The sequence below is a fragment of the Serinicoccus shuyuelongi genome, from assembly GCF_045032955.1.
Lineage (GTDB): Bacteria > Actinomycetota > Actinomycetes > Actinomycetales > Dermatophilaceae > Ornithinicoccus.
This window is the reverse complement of the sequence record NZ_JBJFZU010000005.1, coordinates 156,131-173,534: the sequence shown is the minus strand read 5'-3', so window position 1 is coordinate 173,534 and position 17,404 is coordinate 156,131. Positions and strand designations below refer to the sequence as shown.

General features: G+C 72.1%; 18 protein-coding genes. 11 read left to right on the top strand and 7 right to left on the bottom strand.

The genetic code is table 11. The features are described 5' to 3' along the window. The first annotated feature begins 106 nt into the window (after positions 1-106). Together rpsO and ACI3EY_RS08585 are read left to right on the top strand one after the other, a co-directional pair. On the top strand, positions 107-376 hold the full coding sequence (gene rpsO / locus ACI3EY_RS08590) for a 30S ribosomal protein S15 (protein ID WP_405036110.1): 270 nt from the start codon (positions 107-109) through the stop codon (positions 374-376). 151 nt (positions 377-527) lie between these two features. After that, positions 528-3,077 (top strand): polyribonucleotide nucleotidyltransferase, encoded by a 2,550-nt coding sequence (locus ACI3EY_RS08585; RefSeq protein WP_405040133.1) that lies wholly within the window; start codon positions 528-530, stop codon positions 3,075-3,077. A 79-nt stretch (positions 3,078-3,156) separates the two neighbouring features. Here ACI3EY_RS08585 and ACI3EY_RS08580 read toward each other — a convergent pair whose 3' ends face one another. The 3 genes from ACI3EY_RS08580 to ACI3EY_RS08570 form a co-directional block, all read right to left on the bottom strand. Then, entirely contained in the window at positions 3,157-3,306 is a 150-nt protein-coding gene (locus ACI3EY_RS08580) for a hypothetical protein (RefSeq protein WP_405036112.1), read from the bottom strand. A gap of 102 nt (positions 3,307-3,408) precedes the next feature. Then, positions 3,409-4,575, bottom strand: a complete 1,167-nt coding sequence (locus ACI3EY_RS08575; RefSeq protein ID WP_405036113.1) for a heparan-alpha-glucosaminide N-acetyltransferase domain-containing protein — start codon at positions 4,573-4,575, stop codon at positions 3,409-3,411. A 14-nt stretch (positions 4,576-4,589) separates the two neighbouring features. Next, positions 4,590-5,162: a GNAT family N-acetyltransferase gene (locus ACI3EY_RS08570; RefSeq protein ID WP_405036114.1), complete on the bottom strand. Its 573-nt coding sequence runs from the start codon at positions 5,160-5,162 to the stop codon at positions 4,590-4,592. A 133-nt stretch (positions 5,163-5,295) separates the two neighbouring features. Between ACI3EY_RS08570 and paaA the strand changes: the two genes are divergently transcribed. Genes paaA through paaE form a run of 5 tightly spaced genes read left to right on the top strand, consistent with a single transcriptional unit; the run spans position 5,296 to position 9,032 of the window. Next, the gene (gene paaA / locus ACI3EY_RS08565) at positions 5,296-6,321 is read left to right on the top strand and encodes a 1,2-phenylacetyl-CoA epoxidase subunit PaaA (RefSeq protein WP_405036115.1); all 1,026 of its coding nucleotides are present in this window, start codon (positions 5,296-5,298) and stop codon (positions 6,319-6,321) included. Beyond that, a complete protein-coding gene (paaB, locus tag ACI3EY_RS08560; protein WP_405036116.1) occupies positions 6,318-6,614 on the top strand; it encodes a 1,2-phenylacetyl-CoA epoxidase subunit PaaB in 297 nt (98 codons plus the stop codon). The genes paaA and paaB overlap by 4 nt, the downstream gene beginning before the upstream one ends. Further along, positions 6,611-7,387, top strand: a complete 777-nt coding sequence (gene paaC, locus ACI3EY_RS08555) for a 1,2-phenylacetyl-CoA epoxidase subunit PaaC (protein ID WP_405036117.1) — start codon at positions 6,611-6,613, stop codon at positions 7,385-7,387. Before paaB ends, paaC begins: the two co-directional genes overlap by 4 nt. Next, on the top strand, positions 7,384-7,899 hold the full coding sequence (gene paaD, locus ACI3EY_RS08550) for a 1,2-phenylacetyl-CoA epoxidase subunit PaaD (RefSeq protein WP_405036118.1): 516 nt from the start codon (positions 7,384-7,386) through the stop codon (positions 7,897-7,899). Before paaC ends, paaD begins: the two co-directional genes overlap by 4 nt. Before the next feature lie 11 nt (positions 7,900-7,910). Further along, positions 7,911-9,032, top strand: a complete 1,122-nt coding sequence (gene paaE, locus ACI3EY_RS08545; protein ID WP_405036119.1) for a 1,2-phenylacetyl-CoA epoxidase subunit PaaE — start codon at positions 7,911-7,913, stop codon at positions 9,030-9,032. Between the two features lie 12 nt (positions 9,033-9,044). On the opposite strand, the gene ACI3EY_RS08540 is transcribed toward paaE, so the two are convergent. Together ACI3EY_RS08540 and ACI3EY_RS08535 are read right to left on the bottom strand one after the other, a co-directional pair. Continuing rightward, entirely contained in the window at positions 9,045-9,671 is a 627-nt protein-coding gene (locus ACI3EY_RS08540; RefSeq protein WP_405036120.1) for a Maf family protein, read from the bottom strand. A 31-nt stretch (positions 9,672-9,702) separates the two neighbouring features. Continuing rightward, positions 9,703-11,388, bottom strand: a complete 1,686-nt coding sequence (locus tag ACI3EY_RS08535; RefSeq protein ID WP_405040132.1) for a DUF885 domain-containing protein — start codon at positions 11,386-11,388, stop codon at positions 9,703-9,705. 86 nt (positions 11,389-11,474) lie between these two features. On the opposite strand from ACI3EY_RS08535, the gene ACI3EY_RS08530 reads away from it, so the two are divergent. The 4 genes from ACI3EY_RS08530 (at position 11,475) to ACI3EY_RS08515 (ending at position 15,505) form a co-directional block, all read left to right on the top strand. Then, positions 11,475-12,509 carry a hypothetical protein gene (locus tag ACI3EY_RS08530; RefSeq protein WP_405040131.1) on the top strand — a complete coding sequence of 345 codons (1,035 nt, stop codon included), beginning with the start codon at positions 11,475-11,477 and terminating at the stop codon, positions 12,507-12,509. A gap of 10 nt (positions 12,510-12,519) precedes the next feature. Beyond that, positions 12,520-13,305, top strand: coding sequence for a methyltransferase domain-containing protein (locus ACI3EY_RS08525; RefSeq protein WP_405036123.1), 786 nt, complete (start codon positions 12,520-12,522; stop codon positions 13,303-13,305). 67 nt (positions 13,306-13,372) lie between these two features. Then, a complete protein-coding gene (locus ACI3EY_RS08520; RefSeq protein WP_405040130.1) occupies positions 13,373-13,963 on the top strand; it encodes an MOSC domain-containing protein in 591 nt (196 codons plus the stop codon). A gap of 72 nt (positions 13,964-14,035) precedes the next feature. Next, positions 14,036-15,505: a sodium/glutamate symporter gene (locus ACI3EY_RS08515; protein WP_405040129.1), complete on the top strand. Its 1,470-nt coding sequence runs from the start codon at positions 14,036-14,038 to the stop codon at positions 15,503-15,505. Between the two features lie 9 nt (positions 15,506-15,514). Here ACI3EY_RS08515 and ACI3EY_RS08510 read toward each other — a convergent pair whose 3' ends face one another. Both ACI3EY_RS08510 and ACI3EY_RS08505 read right to left on the bottom strand, forming a co-directional pair. Then, positions 15,515-15,781, bottom strand: coding sequence for an acyl-CoA carboxylase subunit epsilon (locus tag ACI3EY_RS08510; RefSeq protein WP_405036126.1), 267 nt, complete (start codon positions 15,779-15,781; stop codon positions 15,515-15,517). Beyond that, positions 15,778-17,397, bottom strand: a complete 1,620-nt coding sequence (locus tag ACI3EY_RS08505; protein ID WP_405036127.1) for an acyl-CoA carboxylase subunit beta — start codon at positions 17,395-17,397, stop codon at positions 15,778-15,780. The genes ACI3EY_RS08510 and ACI3EY_RS08505 overlap by 4 nt, the downstream gene beginning before the upstream one ends. Positions 17,398-17,404 lie beyond the last annotated feature (7 nt).

Genomic DNA, 17,404 nt, shown 5'->3' with positions numbered 1-17,404 from the left:
CCCTCGCTGATAGTCTGAACGGTGCCGTCAGGACGGCCGCGGATCCACAGTGCCCCGGTGAACAGGCCCGGGAAGCGCCGCGCAACGAGACCAGAAGGAGTCGCCCATGGCGAACGAGACTGCCGCCAAGCAGGAGATCATCAAGGAGTACGCCACGACCGAGGGCGACACCGGCAGCCCGGAGGTGCAGGTCGCGCTGCTGACGCACCGCATCAAGGAGCTCACCGAGCACTCCCGGCAGCACAAGCACGACCACCACAGCCGCCGCGGCCTGCTGCTGCTGGTCGGCAAGCGCAAGCGTCTCCTGCGTTACCTCGAGGAGATCGACATCGAGCGCTACCGGTCGCTGATCAAGCGACTCGGACTGCGCCGCTGAGACGTCGCAGGGGAGCGGTTCCCGGTTCGGGAGCCGCTCCTCTGCGTAGGGGTGGGGTGGGCACCGGGTGCCCGCCCCGCCGCAGGACCAGCCGGGCACAACGACGATGCCCCGTGCTGTGAGACGAAGTGAACAGAAAAGGAGGACCCATATGGAGGGTCCAGAGATCACCGCAGCCGAGGCCCGTATCGACAACGGCAGCTTCGGCACCCGCACCGTCCGGTTCGAGACCGGGCGCCTGGCCAAGCAGGCCGGCGGCTCCGTCACCGCCTACCTCGACGACGACACCATGCTGCTGTCGACCACGACCGCCGGCAAGTACCCGAAGGACCACTTCGACTTCTTCCCTCTGACGGTGGACGTCGAGGAGCGCATGTACGCCCTGGGCAAGATCCCGGGCAGCTTCTTCCGTCGCGAGGGTCGCCCCTCGACCGACGCGGTCCTCACCTGCCGCCTGATCGACCGCCCGCTGCGCCCGACCTTCGCCAAGGGCCTGCGCAACGAGGTCCAGGTCGTCATCAGCGTCCTCTCGCTGAACCCCGACCACCAGTACGACGTGCTGGCGATCAACGCCGCGTCCCTCTCCACCCAGATCTCCGGGCTGCCGTTCAGCGGCCCGATCGGTGGCGTGCGGGTGTCCCTCATCGACGGCCAGTGGGTCGCCTTCCCGAACTTCTCCGACGCCGCGCGCTCGACCTTCGACATGGTCGTGGCCGGTCGGGTCGTGCAGGGTGTCGACGGGGGCGGTGACGACGTCGCGATCATGATGGTCGAGGCCGAGTCCACCGAGGCCACCTGGGACCTGGTCAACTCCGAGGGAAAGCAGGCGCCGACCGAGGAGATCGTCGCCCAGGGCCTGGAGGAGTCGAAGAAGTTCATCAAGGCCCTGTGCCAGGCGCAGGCCGAGCTGGCCGCCTCGGCTGCCAAGGAGGTGCAGGAGTTCCCGCGCTTCCTCGACTTCGAGGACGACGCCTACGCCGCCGTCGAGGGTGCGGTCAAGACCGACCTCGCCGCGGCCCTGCAGATCGCCGGCAAGGCCGAGCGGGAGGACCGCATCGCCGAGATCAAGATCGCGATGAAGGGCCAGCTGCTCGGGCTGCACTGGGACAAAGCCGGTGACAGCGACGTGACCGAGGACGCCCCCTTCGCCGGGCGCGACAAGGAGCTCGACGCCTCCTACCGCGCCGTGCAGAAGCAGCTCATCCGTGAGCGCATCCTGCGCGACGAGGTGCGCATCGACGGTCGTGGCCTCAAGGACATCCGTGCCCTGTCGGCCGAGGTCGAGGTCATCCCGCGGGCGCACGGCTCCGCGATCTTCGAGCGTGGTGAGACCCAGATCATGGGCGTCACGACCCTCAACATGCTGCGCATGGAGCAGCAGCTGGACACCCTCTCCCCGGTGACCCGCAAGCGCTACATGCACAACTACAACTTCCCGCCCTACTCGACCGGTGAGACCGGTCGCGTCGGCTCCCCGAAGCGTCGCGAGATCGGTCACGGAGCGCTCGCCGAGCGTGCCCTGATGCCGGTGCTGCCGACCCGCGAGGAGTTCCCCTACGCGATCCGGCAGGTCTCCGAGGCGCTGAGCTCCAACGGCTCCACCTCGATGGGCTCGGTCTGCGCGTCCACCATGTCGCTGCTGAACGCGGGTGTGCCGCTGCGCGCACCGGTCGCCGGCATCGCGATGGGTCTGGTCTCCTCCGAGGTGGATGGGCAGATGCGGTATGCCGCGCTGACCGACATCCTGGGGGCCGAGGACGCCTTCGGCGACATGGACTTCAAGGTCGCCGGCACCAAGGAGTTCGTCACCGCCATCCAGCTGGACACCAAGCTGGACGGCATCCCGGCGGAGGTGCTGGGCGGTGCGCTGACCCAGGCCCGTGACGCACGTCTGCACATCCTGGACGTGATGAACGAGGCCATCGACGCCCCCGACGAGATGAGCCCCTACGCGCCGCGGGTCATCGCGGTCAAGGTCCCGGTGGACAAGATCGGTGAGGTCATCGGCCCGAAGGGCAAGATGATCAACCAGATCCAGGAGGACACCGGCGCGGACATCTCGATCGAGGACGACGGCACCGTCTACATCGGTGCCACCGACGGTCCGTCCGCGGAGGCTGCCCGCGCGGCCGTGAACGCGATCGCGAACCCGCAGATGCCGGAGGTCGGCGAGCGCTTCATGGGCACCGTGGTCAAGACCACGACGTTCGGCGCGTTCATCTCCCTGCTGCCCGGCAAGGACGGCCTGCTGCACATCTCCGAGATCCGCAAGCTCGTCGGCGGCAAGCGCATCGACGCGGTCGAGGACGTGCTGGCCGTGGGTCAGAAGGTCCAGGTCGAGCTCAAGGAGATCGACCCGCGCGGCAAGCTCTCGCTGGCCGCGGTGAGCAGCGGCAACGACTCCGGTGGCAGTGACACCGACGGCAGCGACGCCGGGGGCACCGGCGACGACGCCAGTGCCGATGCCGAGGCGCCGGTGGCCGACGCCGTCGAGCCGGTCGCCGTCGAGCCGGTCGCCGTCGAGCCGGTCGCGACCGAGCAGACCGTCGAGGCCGATGCCGAGGGTGGCGCCGACGAGGCGTCCAGCGGCTCCGACGAGGAGGGCGACCGTCCGCGGCGCCAGCGTCGTCGGCGTGGCGGGCGTGGCCGCGGCGGCAGCAGCAACGGTGACGAGCAGGGCGCGGGCGACACCGACGCCTGACGCACGACGCTGACGCACGACGAGGGCGGGCCCGGTGATCCGGGCCCGCCCTCGGGTGTCGGTGCGGTCTGTGCGGTGCTCAGGCCGCCGAGGTACGACGGATACGCGGCGCGGGGACGCCGACGTGCCAGTGCATCTCCATGTGGGTGCGACCCTCGGCGTCGGTCACCGGGACCCAGGTGAGGACCCGGTCGGTGGACGTCCTGGACAGTGCGCGGATCGTGGCCATGCTGGCCACCTCCTTCTCTCGTTCACTTTCTGTTCATCTAGAGTACCTCAAGATGTACGGAAGGTGAACTGGACACGTCCGCAGCGTGTCGACGGCCCTCTGTCAGCGTTGCAGGGGGACGCGCTGGACGGCCTTCGAGACCACCGACTCCAGCGGGCCGCGCCGGTCTCGGGAGGCCACCACCGCGCCGATGACGACGGTGAGGGCGGCCTGCAGCGCCAGGCCGGAGGCGGTGTGCCGGGCCAGCGGTCCCACGTCCCCCAGCGGGCTGGCCAGCAGCAGCACGTGCGCGGTGTAGAACGTCAACGACATGGTGCCGGCGCCGGCCAGCACCGACCACGGCAGCGACGCCGTGACCCGGACCAGCCACAGGCATACCCCGAGGACCAGGAGCGACGTGCCCACGGTGTGAGCCAGGTCCACGACGGACCCGCTGTGCGGCACCCACACCCCGAGCCACCAGCCGCTCTCCGCCGGATGGGTGCCGTAGAAGCCGGTGCGCTGGAGACGGTCCAGCCCGGTCAGGGTGGACGGCCCCGGCGGCATCGTCGACAGCAGCGCCGTCTGCACGCCGGAGGAGCGGGTCAGCAGCGCTGAGGCGCCCAGCGCCGCGGAGGCCAGGCCGGCGCCGCCGAGCAGCAGCACGCGGGACCCCGGGAGGCTGCCGCCGCTCTCGCGCAGCAGCCGCCCCACCGCCAGGCCGACGAAGAGGTAGGTGGCCCAGGTCAGCACCGGGTAGTACCCGGTGACCAGGATCTGCAGGACCATGTCCAGGGGCCGGCTCAGCAGCATCACCAGCGAGGGGACCTCGCCGGTCGCCTCGGGCAGCACCCGACGCAGCAGCAGGCTGGCCACCGGGCTCAGCAGGCCCCAGCCCAGCGCCAGCAGCGCCAGCCGGGAGGCGCGCCAGGTGAGCACCGGGAGCGCGCAGCAGAAGAGCACGGCGTAGTAGGTGAGGATCACCGCGATCCCGGAGCCGAGCAGGCCGAGCCACAGGCCCAGCACCCCGACCAGGGCCGCCCGCACCAGGATGCGTCGGCGCAGGCCGCCGGGGTCCGAGCGGACCACCGCGAGCGGGCTGGCCAGTGCCAGGCTGACCCCCGCCAGCACCGCGAAGAGCGCCGCCGACCGGCCGGCGACCAGCTGGAAGCGCCAGTCGACGCCTCCCGGGCCGATGCCGACCTCGCGGTCCACCAGGTGGGCGGTGAACATCCCGAGCAGGGCGACCAGACGGGCCAGGTCCACCCCGACGAGACGCTGGTGCAGCACCGTCGTCGCCCGGACTACGCCGCGGTCCAGGCGACCAGGCGCACCTCGCGGGCGGTGCGGCCGTCCTCGGCGACCACCCGGTCGCGCCAGGCGCCGTCGGGTTCGAAGCCGGCCGTCTGCAGGAAGGCCCGGGTCGTCCCGGCGTCCGCCAGCACCCAGGCGCCGACGGCCTCCAGGTCGTCCGCCCCGGCGCGCAGCGTGTCCACCGCGGCGTTCAGCAGACGGGACCCGTGGCCGTCGCGACGCCCCTCGGGGTGGACCCCGCCGTCCAGGATCATCCCGGTCGTGCCCGGGGGTAGGCCCGGCTCGTCCTCGGCCGGGCCGAGGGCGACGTAGCCGACCACCTGGGGTCCGGCGCAGGCGACCAGCAGCCGGTGCCTCGGCGTGGGCGGGTGCTCCAGCGACTGCCGCCAGACCGCACCGAAGCGGGGGCCGGTGAGGGCCTCCAGCACGTCGGGGTCCAGGATGTCCGCGTACTCCGCCTGCCAGACGAAGGCCTGCACCAGGCCCACCGCGGGGGCGTCGTTGGTGCGGGCGGTCCGGACGCTGGCGTCGGCCTGCGGCGTGCTGGGGTGGGGATGGCTCACCCGGTCAGTCTCCCACCCCGGCTCCGGACCGGGCTGCACGCCCAGCCGCCGGCTGCGGCTCGTGTGACAACGGCGACGTCGTCCGACGTCACCGGTGTGACATGAAGGGCCTGCTCTCTGGCACACTGGGGACATGTACGGCAACGACTTCGGCCCCGATGCTCCCCTCAACGCTGCGGAGACCCCGGAGTACGAGGAGGCCCTGCGCGAGCACATGGAGTACTTCGACCGGCTGGTCGAGGACGACCAGCGGATCGAGCCGCGGGACGCGATGCCGGAGGCCTACCGGAAGACGCTGATCCGGCAGATCGCCCAGCACGCGCACTCGGAGATCATCGGTATGCAGCCGGAGGGCAACTGGATCGGTCGCGCCCCCAGCCTGCGCCGCAAGGCGATCCTGATGGCCAAGGTGCAGGACGAGGCCGGTCACGGGCTGTACCTCTACTCGGCCGCCGAGACGCTGGGGGTGGACCGCTCCGAGCTGCTCGACAAGCTGCACAGCGGCCGACAGAAGTACTCCTCCATCTTCAACTACCCCACGCTGACCTGGGCCGACGTGGGCACCATCGGCTGGCTGGTCGACGGCGCCGCGATCATGAACCAGGTGCCGCTGTGCCGGTGCTCCTACGGCCCGTACGCCCGGGCGATGATCCGGGTGTGCAAGGAGGAGTCCTTCCACCAGCGGCAGGGCTTCGAGATCCTGTGGGTGCTGTCCCGGGGGACGGAGGAGCAGCGGGCGATGGCCCAGGACGCCGCGAACCGGTGGTGGTGGCCGGCGCTGATGATGTTCGGACCGCCGGACTCGGGGGAGAAGGCCACCGAAGGGCATACCCGGCAGAACATGGAGTGGGGCATCAAGCGGTTCTCCAACGACGACCTGCGCCAGAAGTTCGTCGACATGACCGTCCCGCAGGCCCAGAAGTTGGGGCTGACCCTGCCTGACCCGGACCTGCGCTGGAACGCCGAGCGCGGGCACTGGGACTTCGGGCCGATCGACTGGGACGAGTTCTGGCGGGTGCTCAAGGGCGACGGACCCTGCAACGAGCAGCGGATCGCCACCCGGGTCGACGCCCACACCGAGGGGGCGTGGGTCCGCGAGGCCGCCACCGCCTACGCCGCCAAGCACGCGGCGGCGGGCGCCGGCCAGGACGTCGCATGAGCAGCGGGCACCATCAGGGCTGGCCGCTCTACGAGGTCTTCGTGCGCGCCAAGAGGGGGCTCTCGCACGTGCATGTGGGGTCGTTGCACGCACCGGACGCCACCATGGCGCTGCGCAACGCCCGCGACCTCTACACCCGCCGGCAGGAGGGCGTCTCCCTCTGGGTGGTGGCCTCGGAGGACGTCACCGCCTCCAGCCCGGACGAGCGGGACAGCTTCTTCGACCCGGCCGCGGACAAGGTCTACCGGCACCCGACCTTCTACGAGGTGCCCGACGACGTGGAGTACCTGTGAGCGCCGGCACCGCGACCGACACCCACACGGCCTACCTGCTCGGGCTGGGCGACGACGCGCTGGTCTACGCGCAGCGGCTCGGCGAGTGGCTGACCCACGCCCCGCAGATCGAGGAGGACATGGCCCTGGGCAACGTCGGCCTCGACCTGCTCGGACAGGCCCGGGCGCTGCTCACCCGCGCCGGTGAGGTCGAGGGCCGCACCCCGCCGCGGGACGAGGACCAGCTGGCGATGCTGCGCAGCGAGCGGGAGTACCGCAACGTGCAGCTGGTGGAGCAGCCGCGCGGCGACTTCGCGCACGAGATGGCACGGCTGCTGTGGTTCTCCAGCTACCAGTGCGAGCTGTATGCCCGCCTGCTCACCTCCACCGACGAGACCCTGGCCGGGGTGGCCCAGAAGGCGCTCAAGGAGGTCGACTACCACCGCGACCACGCGACCAGCTGGGTGCTGCGGCTCGGGGACGGCACCGCCGAGAGCCACACCCGGATGCAGGCCGCGCTGGTCGCCGTGCAGCCCTACGTGGCCGAGCTGGGCGAGGACCACGAGGCGGCGCGGTGGGCGACCGAGCAGGGCATCGGCGTGCTCCCCTCCTCGCTCACCGAGGCCGTGAACGCCCGGGTCTCCCCGGTGCTGGAGCAGGCCACCCTGACGATGCCGGACCCGCCCCGCTGGCACGCCCGCGGCGGCCGCGAGGGGGTGCACTCGGAGGCGATGGGCTACCTGCTGGCGCAGCTGCAGCACATCGCCCGCAGCCACCCCGGAGCCAGCTGGTGACCGTGCTCGTCGACCCGGTGCAGGAGGCCGCCCGTGCGGTCCGTGCCGTACCCGACCCCGAGATCCCGGTGCTCACCATCGACGACCTCGGGGTGATCCGAGAGGTCGAGACCGCCCAGGTCCGGGGTCGCCCCGGGCTCCGGGTGACGATCACCCCCACCTACTCCGGCTGCCCCGCCCTGCAGGCCATGGTCGACGGCGTCGTCGAGGCCGGCACCCGGCGCGACGTGCCCGTCGAGGTCGTCACCCGGCTGTCCCCGGCCTGGACCACCGCGTGGATGAGCGAGCAGGGCCGGGAGAAGCTGCGCCGGTTCGGGATCGCGCCCCCCACGGGGGAACGCGCGCACCGCGACGGCCCGGTCCCCGTCGGCCTGCAGCTGAGGCAGGTCGCCTGCCCCCGGTGCGGCTCCCGGGACACCGAGGAGGTGGCCCGCTTCGGGTCCACCGCCTGCAAGGCCCTGCGCCGGTGCCGTGCCTGCCGCGAACCCTTCGACGAGTTCAAGACGATCTGAGAGATGCCCCGTTGAGCCTGATCCAGCAGCCGACCCGCCGCCGGGCGACCTTCCACGAGCTCACCGTCAGCCGGGTGGACCGGCTGACCGAGGAGGCGGTCGCGATCAGCTTCGCTGTGCCGGAGGAGCTGCGTGCGGAGTTCGCCTTCGCGCCCGGCCAGCACCTCACCGTGCGCGCGGACATCGACGGTCAGGACGCGCGCCGCTCCTACTCCTGCTGCATCTCCCGCTCCCGGGCCCGCGAGACCGGTGAGGTCAGGGTCGCCGCCGCGCGGGTGCCCGGCGGAGTGATGTCCGGCTGGCTGAACGAGGCGGTGCGGGTGGGTGACACCCTGCAGGTGATGACCCCGACGGGGTCGTTCACCTGCGAGACCCGGCCGGACGCCCGGCGTCACCACGTCGGGGTCGCCGCCGGGTCGGGGATCACCCCGGTGCTGTCCCTGCTGGCCACCGTGCTGGAGGAGGAGCCGGGGTCGCGGGTGACGCTGGTCTTCGGCAACCGGCGCACGGACAGCATCATGTTCCTGGAGGAGCTGATGGACCTGAAGAACCGCTACCCGGGACGGTTCACCCTGGTCAACGTGCTCTCCCGGGAGCCGCAGGACGCGCCCCTGCTGACCGGGCGGATCGACGAGGAGAAGGTGCGACAGCTGCTGGCCACCCTGGTCCCCGCCGACGAGGTGGACGAGTGGTACCTGTGCGGGCCGTTCGGGATGGTCCGGACCGTGCAGCAGGCTCTCGCCGAGCGGGGTGTCGACGCCGAGCACGTGCACCACGAGATCTTCCACGTCGACGACGCCGGCGCCCCGGTGGCGACCACGCCTCCGGTCCCCGTCGACGAGGGCGCCCCACCGGCGGCCGTCGCGACGGTGACCCTGGACGGGCGCACCACCACGGTGCCGATGCCCAGCAAGGACGAGACGATCCTCGCGGCGACGCTGCGCGAGCGGCCGGACGCTCCCTTCTCCTGCACCGGCGGCGTGTGCGGCACCTGCCGGGCCCGGCTGGTGGACGGGGAGGTGCGGATGGAGCGCAACTACGCCCTGGAGCAGGACGAGGTGGAGCGCGGCTACCGGCTGATGTGCCAGTCGCACCCGGTCAGCGAGCGGGTCACCATCGACTACGACGCCTGAGCGGACCGCCGGTCAGTGCGGCAGCAGCTGGTGCCAGGCCAGCCCGAGCTCGCCCAGCAGGGTCCGCAGCAGGGGCAGGCTGACGCCGACCACCGCGTGGTAGTCGCCCTCGATACCGGTCACGTAGGGCCCGCCCAGGCCGTCGACGGTGAAGCCGCCCGCCACGTGCAGCGGCTCCCCGGTGCCCACGTAGTGCGCGATCTCGGCGTCGCTGAGGTCGGCGAAGTGGACGAGGGTCGAGGCGGTCGCCCCCAGGGTGGCCCCGGTGCCGGCCTCCCGGTCGTCGATGAGCCAGTGGCCGGTGTGCAGGGTGCCGGTGCGTCCGCGCATCCGCTGCCAGCGCTCGACGGCCACCTGCGAGGAGTGCGGCTTGCCGAAGACGTCTCCGTCCAGCTCCAGCACCGAGTCGCAGCCGAGCAGCAGCGCGTCCGGCGCGTGCTCGGCACCCACCTGCTCGGCCTTGGCCCGGGCCAGGGTGAGGGCCACGTCGCCGGCGTCCAGCCGGCCGTGCTCCTGCTGCGCCGCCTCGATCACCGCGTCCTCGTCCACCCCGGAGACGATCACCTCCGGGTGGACGCCGGCCCGGGTCAGGGTGGTCAGTCGCGCTGGTGAGGCCGAGGCCAGGACGAACGGGATCATGGCGGCCACCCTAGCCCGGTCCCCGGCCCGCTCAGAGCTCCTCGAGGACGGCGGCCCGGAGGGTGTCCAGCCCGACGCCGCCGATGTCCAGCGCGCGCCGGTGGAAGGCGCGCAGGTCGAAGTCGGCCCCCTCGCGGGCCCGGCACTCGTCCCGCAGCCGGAGCCAGAGCCGCTCGCCGATCTTGTAGGACGGCGCCTGCCCCGGCCAGCCCAGGTAGCGGTCCAGCTCGAAGCGGACGAAGCCCTCGTCCATGTTCACGTGGTTGTTCAGGAACTCCCAGGCCTTCTCGTAGGTCCACCCGCCGCCGCCGACCTCGGCCGGGGCCTCGAAGCCGCAGTGCACGCCGATGTCGATGACGACCCGCGCGGCCCGCAGCGACTGACCGTCGAGCAGACCCATCCGCATACCCGGGTCGTCCATGTAGCCGAGGTCGGCCATCAGCCACTCCGCGTAGAGGGCCCAGCCCTCGCCGTGCCCGGAGGTCCACGACGCCAGCCGGCGCCACCGGTTCAGCAGCTCGGACCGGTAGACGGTCTGCCCGATCTGCAGGTGGTGGCCGGGCACGCCCTCGTGGTAGACGGTGGTGAGCTCGCGCCAGGTGGAGAAGCGGGTGACGCCCTTGGGCACCGACCACCACATCCGCCCCGGCCGGGAGAAGTCCTCGCTGGGCCCGGAGTAGTAGATGCCGCCGGTCTGGCTGGGGGCGATCATGCACTCGATCCGGCGCACCGGGCCGGGCACGTCGAACTGGCTGTCCGCCAGCTCGGTCACCGCCTCGTCGGCCTTGACCTGCATCCAGTCCCGGAGCGCGTCGGTGCCCTCGAGGGCGTAGGCGGGGTCCTCGTCCAGGATCGCCACCGCCTCCTTGACCCCGGCCCCCGGACGGATCCGCTCGGCGGTCTCCTCCATCATCGCGGTGATCCGGGCGAGCTCCTCCTGCCCCCAGCGGTAGGTCTCCTCCAGGTCGATCACGGCCCCGAGGAAGCTGCGCGAGCGCAGCTGGTAGAGCTCGCGCCCGCAGGCGTCGGACTCCGGCGCGGTCGAAGCCAGCTCGTCCTCCAGGTATGCCGCGAGGTCACCGAACGCCGCCTTCGCGCCGGTCAGCGCGGTGGCCAGGTGCTCACGCAGGGCCGCGGGCTGCCCGGCCGCCTCGTCGGTGAGCGCGTCGAAGCTGCTGGCCTCCGTGCCGGCCTGGTCGCGGCACTGCTCCGCGACGGCCCGCACCTGGCGCAGCGGGGGAGCCTGCCCCCGGTCGGCGCCCCAGCGCAGCGCGGAGGCGTACTGCTCCAGCGCGGTGGGGACGGCCTCCAGCCGGGCGACCACGGTCTCCCAGTGGGCCTCGGTGTCCTTGGCCATCAGGTCGAAGATGTCGCGGACCGCCTGCGGGGCGGAGGCGATCACGTTGAGGTCGACCGGGGCGCGACCGGCCAGCACCAGGTCCAGCTCCTCGACCTCCAGCCCCAGTCGCTCTCGCAGCGCAGCCACCGTGACCCGGTCGGTGTCGTCCACCGGGTCGGCCCCGGAGAGCAGCTCCAGGGTGGCGGCGGACTGGTCGCGTCGGGCGCGCAGGCCCTCGACGGACAGGTCGTCGATCCGGTGGTCCTGACCCGCGACCCCCAGGTAGGTGGCCTCCAGCGGACTGAGCGCCACCACGGCGTCCAGGTGGTCCTCGGCGATACGGTCGATCTCGGTGAAGGTGCGGCTCGGCGTAGTCACCCCGGCAACCTACCGCCACCCGGTCGGGGTGTCGGGCGCACCCTTACCCTGGTGCCGGTGAGCGCTGCAGCAGGGGACCGGTCCTGATGGCCAGGCGTCGGCGGACCGCCGACCCACGTCGGGACACCGAGCGATGGTTCCTGGCGCACGGCCTGGCCTACTTCGTCCCGGACGAGCGGGCGGCCGTCCGCTCCGCGCTCCGGGCCCGCCACCTGGTCCCCCTGGTGGTGCTGGTCCTGGTCGGCACGGCTGCCCTGGGTGGGCTGCTCGGCTGGGTGTCCCAGCAGGTCAGCGCGGCCCCCGCGCTGTGGGCGTCGTCGTTGCTGGTGATCGGGGTGCTGTACGCCGCGACCGCGCTGCACGCCGGACCGATCCTGACGTTCGGGCTGCGGCGCACCGTCACCAGCGTGCCGCTGCTGGTCGGCTCGGCGATGCGGGCGCTGCCGCTGCTGCTGCTCTTCGTCGGCTTCCTCTTCATCAACGCCGAGGCCTGGCAGATGAGCGCCAGCCTCAGCTTCGCCACGCACTGGCTGGTGGTGCTGATGCTGCTCGGGATCGGCGTGGTCTTCCAGCTGGTCCGGCTGCCGGAGGAGGTGGACCTGGTCGACGACGCGGTGGACGAGGCCTTCCTGCGGCGCACCTGCCGCGGCACCCCGATGGCGGACACCCAGGAGCGGTTCGCGGCGGACCCGCAGGTGGACGCCCCCTCGCTGGCCCGGGTCACCGGCCTCGAGCGGTGGAACCTGGTGCTGGTGCTGCTGGTGATCCAGCTGGTCCAGGTGCTCGCCCTGATGGTGGCGGTCTTCGTCTTCCTGCTGGTCTTCGGCTCGATCATCATGAACCAGGAGACGCAGCTGTCCTGGACCGGGCTGGCGCAGACCCAGCACGTGCCGCACCTGGGCAGCGTCTCGGCCGAGCTGGTCAAGGTCTCCCTCTTCCTGGCCGGCTTCTCGGGCCTCTACTTCATCGTCAGCGCGGTCACCGACGAGACCTACCGGGCCCAGTTCTTCTCTGTGGTGACCCGCGAGCTCGAGCAGGCCGTCGGCGTCCGGGCGGTCTACCGGGCGTTGCGGGCGCAGGAGGAAGACCCGGCGCACCCGGAGCAGCACCCTCCTGGATAGCGTGTCGCGCATGAGCCAGCGCTGGGACCCGGAGCACTACACGCACTACTCCGCCGAGCGGGACCGGCCGTTCGACGAGCTGCTCGCCCGGGTGCCCGACATCGCGCCCCGCCGCATCGTCGACCTGGGCTGCGGGCCCGGACACGGTCTGACCCGGTTGCGCGAGCGCTGGCCGGAGGCCGACGTGCTCGGGGTGGACTCCTCGCCGCAGATGGTCGCCGCGGCACGCCAGGGTGGGGCCCGCGCCGAGGTGGGCGACGTCCGCTCGTGGGCGTTCGCGCCGCAGCAGCCGGTGGACCTGCTGGTCACCACCGCCACCCTGCAGTGGGTGCCGGGCCACCTGGCGCTGCTGCCGGACCTGGTGGGCCGGGTGCGTCCGGGCGGGATGCTCGCGATGACCGTGCCCGGCAACTTCGACGAGCCGAGCCACACCCTGCGCAGGGAGCTCGCCGCCCGTCCCCCGTATGCCGAGCACCTGGCCGGGGTCGCCTCGCCGGCCGCGCACGACCCCGCGGACTACCTGGCCGCACTGAGCGTCGCCGGCTGCACGGTGGACGCCTGGGAGACGACCTACCTGCACGTGCTCGACCCCCAGGACCAGGACCCTGACCCGGTGTTCACCTGGGTCTCGGCCACCGGTGCCCGGCCCACCCTGCAGGCGCTGCCGGAAGAGCTGCGCAGCGACTTCGTGGCGGAGTTCACGGTGGCCCTGCGCGAGGCATACCCGCGGACGGAGGTGGGTGTCCTGCTGCCCTTCCGTCGGGTCTTCGCGGTGGCCCGGGTGAGCGAGGGCTGAGGTGGGGGCGGGCACCGTCCGGTCCACGAACCTGGCCCGCCCACGGCCGGACCCGGGGACGCCGCGCATGACCGGCATCGACAAGCTGGACGTCCCGGCGATCGAGCTGCGCGTGCCGGGACCCCGGCACGGCGACGGCTCGGGCGTCGTCGGCGACCTGGTCGGCGACGACCGGCACCACGGGGGCGCGGACAAGGCGGTGTACGCCTTCGCCCGGGAGGAGCTGGACCGATGGGAGGTCGAGCTGGGCCGCCCCCTGCGCGACGGCGTCTTCGGCGAGAACCTGACCACCGAGGGGATCGACCTGGACGGCCTGGAACCGGGCCGGGAGCTGCGGGTCGGGACGGCCCTGCTCCAGGTCTCGCTGCCGCGGCAGCCGTGCGCGACCTTCGCCCGGCATCTGGGTGAGCCCCGCTGGACGAGGAGGTTCACCGAGCACGGGGCGTGCGGGGTCTACCTGCGGGTGCTGACGCCCGGCCGGGTGGTGCCGGGGGACCCGGTCCGCCTCGGTGCCTCCCCGGGGCACGGGGTGAGCATGCGGGTCACCTTCGCGGCGGCGATGGGCGACGACGAGGCGGCCGCGCGGGTGCTGGCGGCCGGGTGCCTGCCCGCGACCTACCACGCGGCGCTGCAGCGTCGGCTGGAGCGACGAGGCTGAGGAAGCGACCCTGGCGCGGGCCCCACGGGTATGCGAGGGTTGCCCGACATTCCGTCACCAGGGAGGGTCCTGATGTCCCCAGGCCAGATCGGTTTCGCACTCCTCGTCCTCGGACTCTTCCTGCTCCTGGGCAAGATCGTCCGGGTCCGGGCCGGCTGGGCGCAGAAGCTCTTCCTGCCCAGCTCGATCATCGCCGGCGTCATCCTGCTGCTCCTCGGCCCGCAGGTCCTGGGGCGGGTGGGTGGCCCGGTGGGGGAGAGCGGCCTGTTCACCGAGGGCATCCTCACCGTCTGGAGCGCGCTGCCGGGGCTGCTGATCAGCGTGGTCTTCGCCACCATGTTCCTCGGCCAGAAGCTGCCGACACCCGCCCGTGCAGGCCGCCTGGTCGGGCCGCAGCTCTCGCTGGGTGTCGCCCTCGGCTCCGGCCAGTACGTGGTCGGCCTGCTGCTCGCGGCGGTCGTCCTGGTCCCGCTGCTCGGGGCGCAGCCGATGACCGGTGCGCTCATCGAGATCGGCTTCGAGGGCGGTCACGGCACGGCCGCCGGGATGCGTCCGGTGCTGGAGGACCTCGGCTTCGGCGAGGGCGCCGACCTGGCCGTCGGGCTCGCCACGGTGGGCATCGTGGGCGGCGTGGTGATCGGCATCGCGCTGATCAACTGGGGGGTGCGGACCGGGCGCACGGAGATCCTCAAGGGTGACGTGCAGGCCTCGATCGAGGAGCAGAAGGGGCTGTTCCGCGCCGACGAGCACTACCCCGCCGGGACGATGACGAGCCGCCCCTCCTCGGTCGAGCCGCTGTCCCTGCACATGGCCCTGGTCTCGGTGGCGATCCTGCTCGGCTGGTGCGTGCTGGAGGCGCTGCGCTGGGTGGAGGCCCGCACCTACGGCACGGTCCTGATCAACGAGGACACCCCGCTTGAGATCTTCGCCTTCGTCCCGCTGTTCCCGCTGGCGCTGCTGGGCGGGGTCGCGCTGCAGGCGATGGCGACCGCGTTCAAGGTCGACCACCTGATCGACCACCAGATCATGCTGCGGATCCAGGGATGGGCGCTGGACTTCCTCATCGTCGCCGCGATCGGGACCCTCTCGCTGGAGGCGATCGGCGACAACCTCGGCACCTTCCTGCTGCTGGCGGTGGCCGGCATCACCTTCAACGTGGGCCTGTTCCTCTGGTTCGCCCCCCGGATCATCGGCCGCTACTGGTTCGAGCGGGGGATCGGCGACTTCGGCCAGTCCATGGGCGTGACGGCCACCGGGCTCATCCTGATGCGGATCACCGACCCGGACGCCGAGAGCCCGGCCTTCGAGGCGTTCGGCTACAAGCAGCTGGTGTTCGAGCCGTTCTTCGGTGGCGGCCTGGTCACCGCGCTGGCCGTGCCGGTGATCTTCCTCACCGGGATCTGGCCGCTGTTCTTCGTGATGCTCGCCGTTTTCCTGCTGGCGCTGGGGATCGGCTGGTTCTACTTCAAGCCGCGCGCCGAGGCCGAACGCCGGGAGCTGCATGAGCAGGGCGCCGAAGGGGCGGGCGCGGTCACCACCTGAGCGTCCGCCTCAGCGCGGCAGCGCTGAGGCACGCCAGCCGCCGGGTCCGACCGCCGGGCGGGGACGGGCGAAGCGGCTGCGTGCCGTCCACAGCGTCCCCGGGGTCCGGGCGCCCGACCCGCTGCCGGTGTCGTCGGCCGGCCCTGAGCCCGCCGTGAGCACGGCGGTCAGCGCCGCCAGCTGCACCGGGGAGGGGTGGCCACGGACGACCCGGATGACCGGGACGGCCTCCGCGGTCGTCGTCGGCTGCTCCTGCACGGGATCCACGGCGCTCACAGCGGGATGTTCCCGTGCTTGCGGGGCGCCCGGTTCGAACGCTTGGAGCGCAGGTGCCGCAGCGCCCGGGCGACCTGGACCCGGGTCTGGGCGGGCTCGATGACTGCGTCCACGTAGCCGCGTTCGGCGGCGACGTAGGGGTTGGCCAGGGTGTCCTCGTACTCCCGGATGCGCCGGGCCCGCTCGGCCTCCACGTCCCCGCCGGCGGCCGCGACCTCGGCCAGCTCACGCCGGTAGAGGATGTTCGCGGCACCCTGGGCGCCCATCACGGCGATCTGGGCGGTCGGCCAGGCGAGGTTGACGTCGGCGCCCAGGTGCTTGGAGCCCATCACGTCGTAGGCGCCCCCGTAGGCCTTGCGGGTGATCACGGTGACCAGCGGCACCGTGGCCTCGGCGTAGGCGTACAGCAGCTTGGCCCCGCGCCGGATGATGCCGCCGAACTCCTGATCGGTGCCGGGCAGGAAGCCGGGCACGTCCACGAAGGTCAGGATCGGGATGTTGAAGGCGTCGCAGGTCCGCACGAAACGGGCCGCCTTCTCCGAGGCGTCGATGTCCAGGGTCCCGGCCAGCTGCATCGGCTGGTTGGCGACCACCCCGACCGAGCGGCCCTCGACCCGGCCGAAGCCGACCACGATGTTCGGCGCGAAGAGCTCCTGCACCTCGAGGAACTCGCCGTCGTCGACGACGGTGCCGATCGCGGTCCGGATGTCGTAGGGGACACCGGCCGAGTCCGGCACCAGGGTGTTCAGCTCCTCGTCCTGGGCGTTCACCTCGTCGTCGGGGTCCTCGTCGTAGGCCGGCGGGTCCTCCAGGTTGTTCTGCGGGAGGAAGCCGATCAGCTCCTTGGCGTAGTCCAGGGCGTCGTCCTCGTCGTCGGCCAGGTAGTGCGCCACCCCGCTGGTGCTGTTGTGCGTGCGTGCCCCGCCCAGCTCCTCCATGGTGACGTCCTCGCCGGTGACGGTCTTGATGACGTCCGGGCCGGTGATGAACATGTGCGAGGTCTGGTCGACCATGACCACGAAGTCGGTGATCGCCGGCGAGTACACGGCACCTCCCGCGCACGGGCCCATGACCAGGGAGATCTGCGGGATGACCCCGGAGGCGTCCACGTTGCGCCGGAAGATCTCGGCGTACAGGCCGAGGGCCACCACGCCCTCCTGGATGCGGGCGCCACCGGAGTCGTTGATGCCCACCACGGGGCAGCCGATCTTCATCGCCAGGTCCATCACCTTGACGATCTTCTCCCCGAAGACCTCGCCCAGGGAGCCGCCGAAGACGGTGAAGTCCTGGGAGAAGACGGCGATCGGTCGACCGTCGACGGTGCCGTAGCCGGTGACCACCCCGTCGCCGTAGGGCCGGTTCCGGTCCTGGCCGAAGGCGGTGGACCGGTGCCGGGCCAACGCGTCCAGCTCGGTGAAGCTGCCCTCGTCCAGCAACGCCTCCACCCGCTCCCGGGCGGTCATCTTGCCCCGGGCACGGTGCTTCTCGAGGGCGGCGCTGGAGCCGGCGTGGACGGCGTCCTGCACGCGGGCGCGGTGGTCGGCCAGCCGCCCCGCGGTCGTGCGCAGGTCAGGTCCTCCGGCGTCCGGGTTGTCGGCGCTGACGGTGTCGCTCATGGGCACA